Source organism: Psychromonas ossibalaenae ATCC BAA-1528, assembly GCF_000381745.1.
Classification (GTDB): Bacteria; Pseudomonadota; Gammaproteobacteria; order Enterobacterales; family Psychromonadaceae; genus Psychromonas; species Psychromonas ossibalaenae.
The window spans coordinates 49,202-58,048 of record NZ_KB906996.1 but is presented as its reverse complement, the minus strand read 5'-3'; the positions used below and the strand labels follow the sequence as shown (position 1 = coordinate 58,048).

Sequence of the window (8,847 nt, the reverse complement as noted above, 5' to 3'; positions counted from 1 at the left end):
CGGCGTGACGATTGACAGTGCTGGCGTGGCGAGCATTGATCCATCGCATTACAACTACCTGGATGACGGTGAAAGCGTTGTTGTGACGTACAGCTTCAAGGTTACCGACGGTGATGCAGAAGTTGTGAACACGGCAACTATTACGATTAACGGCAGTAACGATGGGCCTATCGCTGTAAACGACACCTACGCTGTCAATGTCGGCAGCACTATCGCGTTAACATTGCTGGATAACGACACCGATGTGGATGGAGACGCTCTATCCATCTTTAGTATTAATGGAGTGGAGTTAACTGGCGGGCAACAGATCATCACCACTGATAACGGTGACGTTATTATTGATGCTCAAGACAAAATTACCTTTGAGCCAAATAATGACGCAGATTCTCTTGCTATATTTGACTACATCATTTCAGATGGTTCAGTACAGGATACGGCCCAGGTTTCGATTGCTATTAACTCTGTCGATGCAGTTGACGACGGAGGCACTATTGGTAATTACACCGTGATTGCAGACTTCACTAATGGCCTCAATATTCCAACTGACGGTGACGGAAATCCACTGTTTACCGTTACTGCGCGCACCTTTAATGATGCAGGTGAATTAGTAGATGGTCAGATTTCAACAATTAACAACAACGGTATTGGTGTTGAAGGTAGTATTCGCGATACGGGGGCTGTTCCTGATCAGATTGAGTACGATGCAGTTAACGAGCAGTCTGAAGCGATAGTTTTCAACTTCAATGAACTAGTGAACCAAGTTGATTTCGACGTGGCGAGACTATACGCCAGCGAAAGCGGCAGTGAACAAGGTGTCTGGAAGGCCTATTACAATGGTGTTTTAGTCGATAGCCAAATCTTCGTTAATGACTCCGGAGCAAGTGGTTCATTCAGCATCAATACTGGGGATGTGGTTTTTGACACCTTGGTATTTGAAGCAATCAACTACGGCACTCCAGTCAATAGTGGAGACTCTTCTGACTACGTTTTATCTTCGATTCAAGCCACTGGTGCGAATTTGGGGGATGGTGCCATTATCACCAGTGAAGATGATTCACTTACCGTTACTGACGTAAACAAAGGGCTTATCGCTAATGATACAGATCCGCAAGGTCATAACTTCTGGGTGAGTGCCGTTAATGGCAGCGACATTGCTACAGATGGAACCACTGTGACGTTAGCCAGTGGTGCACTGTTAACTACTTATCCAAATGGTACCTACAGTTATAATCCTAATGGCCAGTTTGAACAGCTTACTGCAGGGCAAGTGGAGCAGGATACCTTCAGCTACACCATTACCGATGCCAACGGTGCAACCGATACCGCAATGGTAACCATCAATATTATTGGTGAAAACGACGCACCAGAAGGTCATTTTGACCAATTCATGGTGGTCGAGGGTGGAAGTCTCTCGTTAACCGGGGCTGAGCTAACCAGTAACGATATCGACGTTGAAAGTGATGACTTGTCTGTTCAGGCTTTAGCTAGTGACAGCAATGGTAACGGTGAAATATCCACTGCCACGGCAGGTGCATCTGTTACTACCGAGCTTGGTGGCACCATCACTATTAACGCGGATGGTTCTTATGAGTATACGGCTCCAGCAAGCGTTGATCATAGTGGCGGTGCCGTTACTGACAGCTTCTATTACCAGGCGACTGACGGCAATGGTGCAACAGTATGGACCAAGGTTGAAGTTGCATTAACCGACACAGCACCAACTGCCAATAATGATATTGATAGCATTGGCTTTGGCGGTACCGCATACGGTAACGTAATTTCCGGCGCCGGAACGGATGGCAGCGGCATTGATGATATTGGTGCTGACGCAACTGAGGTGCAAAGCGTTACCTTTAATAAGGTAGAGTACTCTAATTGGGATGAACAAGGTAACATCTCCATTAGCACTGATGGCGGTATATTAGTCATTAATCAAGATGGCAGTTATAGCTACGAATCAACCCAAGTCGAATCTTCCAATAGCGTATTAACAACCGATAACCTATACAATGGAAATGGGGCTACGCTATTTGCCTATGCAAACAGCGCAAATATCGTTATAACAGCTCTTGCTAACACTGATGCGTCAATATCTTATAATAACGGATCTATTGGTGTTAATTCTCCTAAGAACGGTAACCAAGTACGAGATACAGAGGCCTTAGTTATTCAGCTTGATCAAACTGCCGACAGTGTCGATATTGAACTTGATGGAATGAATGCTAATGGCGGCGAAACGGTGTTTTGGAAAGCCTATGATGTCAATGGCAACTTGCTAGTATCAGGCGAAGCCCACAGCAATGATTTTACTATCACATCTAATTCTGAACTTCATACCATTGTTCTTTACCCCGATTCCGCTGGTGTACGAGACAACTTTATGTTGAAAGAGCTGAACGTACACTCGACAGCTGGTGTCCCGACTAGTGATGAATTTGAATACACCCTTATTGATGCAGATGGTGATACCGACTCTGCCACGCTAATCGTTCAACAGGACTCAAGTCCAACTGCGGCAGATGATGCCGGTACTGCTTCGGAATCCGGCCTTATTAACGGTAGTGATGCCGGCAGCGGCAGTAATGTTATAGTCGGTAACCTGCTGGACAACGATTCCGGTATCAGCAGCTCGACTGAAATCATAGCGGTTGAAGGAGGCGCGCCTGTCAACGGCATCATTTCAGTTTTAACCAATTATGGTGTGCTGACGGTTCATGTGGATGACAGTAATGGTCAACGTGCGGGTTATTATGAATATCAGTTAACTTCTAATTCGTTAGGTGAAAATATTTCTGAAACAATCAGCTATACCGTTGAAAACGGGCTCGGTTTATCATCGGATGCTAGCCTGATTGTCGACATCATCGACGATGTGCCAGTGGTAAAAGACATCAGTCAAAACTTGTCGGCTAATGCAGATCCGGTTACCAGTAACTTAACCTTTGTACTAGATCTATCCGGCAGTATGGGCAACTCAGCGGGTAATGGAAAAACCTACCTTGAGACTGCTGTTGAATCGCTTACCGCGCTGATTAATGAGGTTGATGATACTGGTAATGTTAATATCCAAATCGTAACTTTTGCCGGTTCTACTATGGCGAATTCAACCTGGCTGGTAGATGATATAGATGGTGCCATTAACTACTTGAATGGCCTGTCTGCTGGCGGTGGAACACAGTACAGCACTGCCCTAAATACGGTGATGAGCAGCGGCGATTTGCCAACGGCAGATCAAAGCTTTGTTTATTTTATCTCTGATGGTCAGCCTAATAGTGGCTATGAAGTTGGGGCAGCTCAACAGACTGCATGGGAAACTTATTTAAACCAAGATAGTTTTTATGATATTTCCTTTGCGATCGGTATTGGTAACGCACCGCTCGACAAATTACAGCCCATTGCACATTCCAAAGATCTGAGTGATGACAACAGTGATTACGCAGTGGTTGTTGACGACGCGTCCGATCTGACCGCTACCGTCATTGCATATTTTGACAACAATAATATCGGTGGTGAACTCAATATTCTTACTGCTGACGGCGGCATTAACATAGGCGCCGACGGCGGTAATATCCAAGAATTTAGTATTGGTGGCATTAGCTATTTATATGACGGCAGCACTGCTGAAGTTTCGGTAAGTACTGAACTTGGTGGTCAGTTCACCCTTAACTTTGAAACGGGTACATACAGCTACAATATTGATGTAGACAAGAATGTTATTAACGAAACAGAAACGATCGACGTAGTAGTAGTGGATGGTGACGGCGATAACGACACCTTAGTGTTAGAATTGCATATTGACTACTACGCAGGGCTCGATGCTAATGTAAACAATGTTATTACCAATGCGGATGAGGGCTCAGCGGTTGTCATTGATACGTCCTACCTTACCCATGGTGATGCAGCACCAGAAAACAGCCAAATTACTAGCGTTACCGGTAATGGTGTGGCCTTAAATAATGGTGCTGTTACCATCAGTAGCGGAAACGAAGGTGATAGTTTCAACTACACTATTGAAGGGAATAACGCGTCTGATAGTGCCACAGTGCGTTTGGATTACCAAAATACAGCACACCTCATTGGTACTCATGAAAATGACATCATGCTAGGTGAATCGGCTGCCAGCTCAGTCGCCGCAACCAGCATAAGTGCAACGGTTCTTGCTGGAAATACCTTCTCAACACCAAATCAATTCGGGTTTGCGTTTGCCAGTGCAGCCTCGGGATTATCGGTAAGTTCTATCAAAATCAAAATAGACAGTAATGCGGTTTGGGACGAAAGAGAAGAGCTGCAGTTTAGAAGCAATAATTCTGTAGGTATTGATCAACAAAACAATATTTTTGACAGTATGACAGCCAACAGTAGCCTGCTTGTTGCTAATTTCGTTGCTGGTGATTTTACAGATGGTGATAAATTTGAGTTCGCTTTTGACACAGATAATCTAGGTAATAACCTTGGTGCTAACCTAGTTGGTGCCGAGTTTACGGTGACCTTGAGTGACGGCACTGTGCTTGCGGGTACCTACGTATCTGATGGTAATGGTGGAGCAACTGGATATATCGACAATAATGGTGAAACAACAGATCCTATCGATAATGTGTTACATCTTGAAGGCCTAGCCGGTGATGACGTTCTCGTTGCGGGAGACGGAAATGACTGGCTTGAAGGCGGTAGCGGTGACGATCTGCTTATTGGCGGTAAAGGTGATGATCAGCTTATTGGTGGTCAAGGGGCTGATACTTTCGTTTGGTTAGCTGGTGACGCGGATGGAGGAACTGATCATATCCAAGACTTCAATATCGCGGAAGGTGATAAACTTGATCTCAGCGATCTGCTGCATGTCAAACTGGGTGATACCCTTGATGATTACCTTAATTTCAGTTCTGATGATGGTAAAACTATCATTGATGTTTTCGTAGACGGTGATGCCGGTAAAACTGCTGCACAAGTTTCTCAAACAATTGTACTTGATGGTGTTGATTTAGGCAGTGATGATGTTACGGTAATTAACGACCTATTTAAGGAAAATAACAGCGGTGCGTTAATCATTAGTGATATTACCGCTATCGATGATCAAGGCGTGGTGATTGAAATTCCCGATGATCATACTTAACGTCTAAATTTTAACCTTAAAAAAGAGCAGCCTAACGGCTGCTCTTTTTGTTATATGGCGGTTAATTAACACTTTTTGTTATTTCTTAAGCTTGTATCCCCCATAATTGCTGTGAGGTTATACACTTATAACGTCTTCATAACATATTCATTTATTTCGAAATTTTTCTGAGAGTATTTTTTAAATGCAGTCTTCATCTTCAACGCAAGAAAAACAGTGGACAATCAATGCTTCACAGCGAGTCAGTGAAGACCCGCTTCTTGATTCTCTCGTTCTGCTTAGTGAGCACTTCGGGAATCCTTGTTCGGCTGAGGCGTTAGCAGCGGGTCTGCCGCTGTCAGGCAGCTGCCTTTCTCCTGAACTGCTGCCGCAGGCGGCCGCCCGAGCCGGATTAAGCGCAAAACTAAGCCGTAAAAGTCTTAATAATATCCCGGCTATGCTCCTGCCCTGTATCTTGATGCTTAAAGATCAAAAAGCCTGCATACTGCAGGAACTTGATATTAAAGCGAATAAAGCAATTATTTCTTTACCTGAAACCGGCGGAGAAGAATCACTTAGTATTGAAGAGTTAGAATCCGTTTATGTGGGCTACCTGTTTTTAATTAAACAGAAATATCATGGTGACCGGGATTTTGATGTACATATCGCAGATACTCAAAAGCACTGGTTATGGGATACTATCCGCGAATCTGCGCCTATTTATCGTGATGTAATTATTGCTTCGATACTAGTGAATATATTTGCACTTGTTTCACCTCTGTTTGTCATGAATATTTACGATAAGGTGGTGCCTAATCTGGCATTTGAAACATTATGGGTGTTAGCAATAGGCGGTTCGGTTGCTTATATCTTTGATCTGATTTTGAAGCAGCTTCGAAGTTATCTTATTGATGTCGCGGGTAAAAAAGTTGATATTCAAGTCTCTTCAAAACTGTTTGCTAAGGTTGTCGGTGTCCCTTTAGAAAAGCGCGGAGCAAGCGTCGGCGGCATGGCACGACAGTTAGGCGAATTTGACAGTATTCGTGATTTTTTATCGTCAGCAACGATCACTGCGCTGGTTGATTTACCTTTTTCACTTCTGTTTATGTTTATTATTTATCTGGTTGCCGGTGATCTAGCGGTGTTTTCTGTGGCTGCAACTTTGCTGATTCTTGGTTACACCCTGATTATGCAGCCTAAATTACGCATTGCGATTGAAGAGAGTAATAAATTTTCAGGCTTACGCCACGGTCATCTGATTGAAAGTTTATCGGCTCTTGAATCGATTAAAGCTAACGGCGCGGAAGGGGTTATTCAGAATTCCTGGCAGCAGATGTTAGGTCATACTTCAAACTGGCAGTTAAAAACTAAAATGATCACTAACTCTGTATCAAATGTATCCAGCTTTATTGTGCAGTTTTCAGTTGTTGCGGTGATTGTTTTAGGTGTCTACCGTGTATCAGAGGGCTTGATATCCATGGGCGGTATTATTGCAGCGGTTATGTTATCCAGTCGTGCAATCGGTCCGATGGCTAAAGTGGCCGCTTTAATGACCCGTTATAACCAGACGGTAAGTTCACTAAGGCAGCTTGATGGTATTATGGAGCAGGAAGGCGAGTTTGAAAATAAAGGTCATTTAGCCAGTCGTTTGAAACTAGAAGGTAATATCGTAGTCGAGCACGTCAGTTTTAATTATCCGGATATTGAAAAGCCTGCATTGTACCCGCTTTCGTTAAAAGTTAAACCCGGGGAAAAAATCGCCATTATCGGCCGCAACGGTTCAGGTAAAAGTACTCTGGCGAAAGTGATGCTCGGGCTGTTTCAACCTTCGCTCGGTAGTATTCGCTATGACGGACTTCATCAGGGGCAGATACATCCCAGTGATTTACGCCGTAACTTTGGTTACCTGCCTCAGGATATCGTACTTTTTCACGGTTCGATTAAAGACAATATTTTATTCGGTACCAGGCAGGTAACAGAATATCAGTTAATTCGTGCCGTACAGCTTTCAGGTGTCAGCATGTTTACCGATCTTGAATCTGAAGGGTTAGATCTGCAGGTTGGTGAAGGCGGTAAATCCTTATCTCGCGGGCAGCGCCAGGCTGTTGCATTAGCCCGTGCCATTTTAAACGATCCGCAGGTTCTATTACTGGATGAGCCGACGGCCAGTTTAGATGCACGTGCCGAAAAATTGTTTATTAATTCCATGTCACAAACGGTGCACAATAGAACGATGTTTTTAATCACTCATAAAATGCATCTTCTACAGCTCGTGGATCGAATCATAGTGCTTGATAAAGGACATTTAGTTGCAGATGGACCCAAGGATATTATTCTCGACAAACTTAAAAAGGGTTTATTAGCCTCTGGAGCTAAAGCATGAAAATAACTAAAGAAGATCTGGAGATGGCCGATGATGTGTACGGCGCCATTTTAACTCAGACACCCAGCATACATCGTTTAACTATCTGGTCATTAGCCGCTTTAGTTACCTGTTTTATTGTCTGGGCATATTATGCGGAGCTGGATCGGGTGACTCGAGGTGAAGGAAAGGTCATTCCCTCTACACAGATTCAGGTTATTCAAAGCCTCGACGGTGGTATTTTACAAGAGCTTTATGTTAAAGAAGGCATGCAGGTAAAAAAAGGGCAGTCATTAGCACGTATTGATGATACGCGTTTCCGCTCTGACATGGCGCAGCAGAATAAAGAGGTTGATGCATTACGTTCAGATATCATACGTTTACGTACAGAATTAAGCAGTATTTTAGTTGCTGACGTACCTAACTGGCAGTTACAGATAAAAATAAAAAAAGAGTCATTGAATTTCCCTGCTGATTTAAAAGAAACGGCGCAAAAATTAGTATTACGCCAGCAAGATGAATATAATGGCCGCCTTAATAATCTGGAGAATCAGGTTGCTATACAGGCACAGCAGATTAAGCAGCGTCAGCAGGAGGTAAAAGAGTTAGATTCTAAAATAATCACCCTGCAGACAAGCTTGAAACTCGCAAACAGGGAATTAAAGTTAACCCGTCCTTTAGCGGTGAAAAATATTGTTCCAGAAGTTGAATTGCTTAAGTTAGAGCGCTCAGTCAATGATATCAAAGGCGAATTAACCGGGCTGCGTTTATTAAAACCTAAACTTCGCTCTGCTTTTGATGAAGCTGTTTTAAAGCGTCGTGAAGCGGTACTTAATTACCGCACCGATGCGCGTGCGCAGTTGAATGAACTGCAGTCGAAATTTTCTCGGATTACCGAAGCACAAGTTGGTGTTAAGGATAAAGTAACCAAAGCATTAATTACTTCACCTGTGGTCGGCACGATTAAAACCGTGCATATAACCACCTTAGGCGGTGTTGTACAGCCGGGGCAGGTGCTGCTGGAAATTGTGCCAACCGATGACAAATTATTAATTGAAGCTAAAATTATCCCTAAAGATATCGCTTTTATTCATCTCGGGTTACCGGCAATGGTAAAAATTACCGCATATGATTTTACCCGTTACGGCGGTCTTGAAGGTGTTGTTGAGCATATCAGCGCAGATACAACACAGGATGAAGAAGGCAACAGTTTTTATATTATTAGAGTAAGAACCAACGAATCAAGCATGCACAGTAAAGATAAGGAAGATATGCCGATCATTCCCGGAATGATGACATCTGTTGATGTGATGATCAGCAAAAGAACTGTGCTTGAATATATTTTGAATCCGATTTTAAGAGCAAAAGAGATGGCGCTCAGAGAACATTAAAATTG

General features: G+C 43.4%; 3 protein-coding genes. All 3 read left to right on the top strand.

Annotated features, from left to right (window positions below; all coding sequences use genetic code 11):
• The first annotated feature begins 25 nt into the window (after positions 1-25).
• Positions 26-5,110, top strand: a complete 5,085-nt coding sequence (locus G327_RS27555; protein ID WP_211217237.1) for an Ig-like domain-containing protein — start codon at positions 26-28, stop codon at positions 5,108-5,110.
• A gap of 184 nt (positions 5,111-5,294) precedes the next feature.
• Positions 5,295-7,472 (top strand): type I secretion system permease/ATPase, encoded by a 2,178-nt coding sequence (locus tag G327_RS0114740; protein ID WP_019615565.1) that lies wholly within the window; start codon positions 5,295-5,297, stop codon positions 7,470-7,472.
• Positions 7,469-8,842 (top strand): HlyD family type I secretion periplasmic adaptor subunit, encoded by a 1,374-nt coding sequence (locus G327_RS0114735; protein ID WP_019615564.1) that lies wholly within the window; start codon positions 7,469-7,471, stop codon positions 8,840-8,842. Before G327_RS0114740 ends, G327_RS0114735 begins: the two co-directional genes overlap by 4 nt.
• The last annotated feature ends 5 nt before the right edge of the window (positions 8,843-8,847 follow it).

Excerpts from the sequence above, each read along its gene's own strand:
- G327_RS0114740 (WP_019615565.1), top strand. The coding sequence starts at position 5,295 with ATGCAGTCTTCATCTTCAACGCAAGAAAAACAGTGGACAATCAATGCT.
- G327_RS0114735 (WP_019615564.1), top strand. The coding sequence starts at position 7,469 with ATGAAAATAACTAAAGAAGATCTGGAGATGGCCGATGATGTGTACGGC.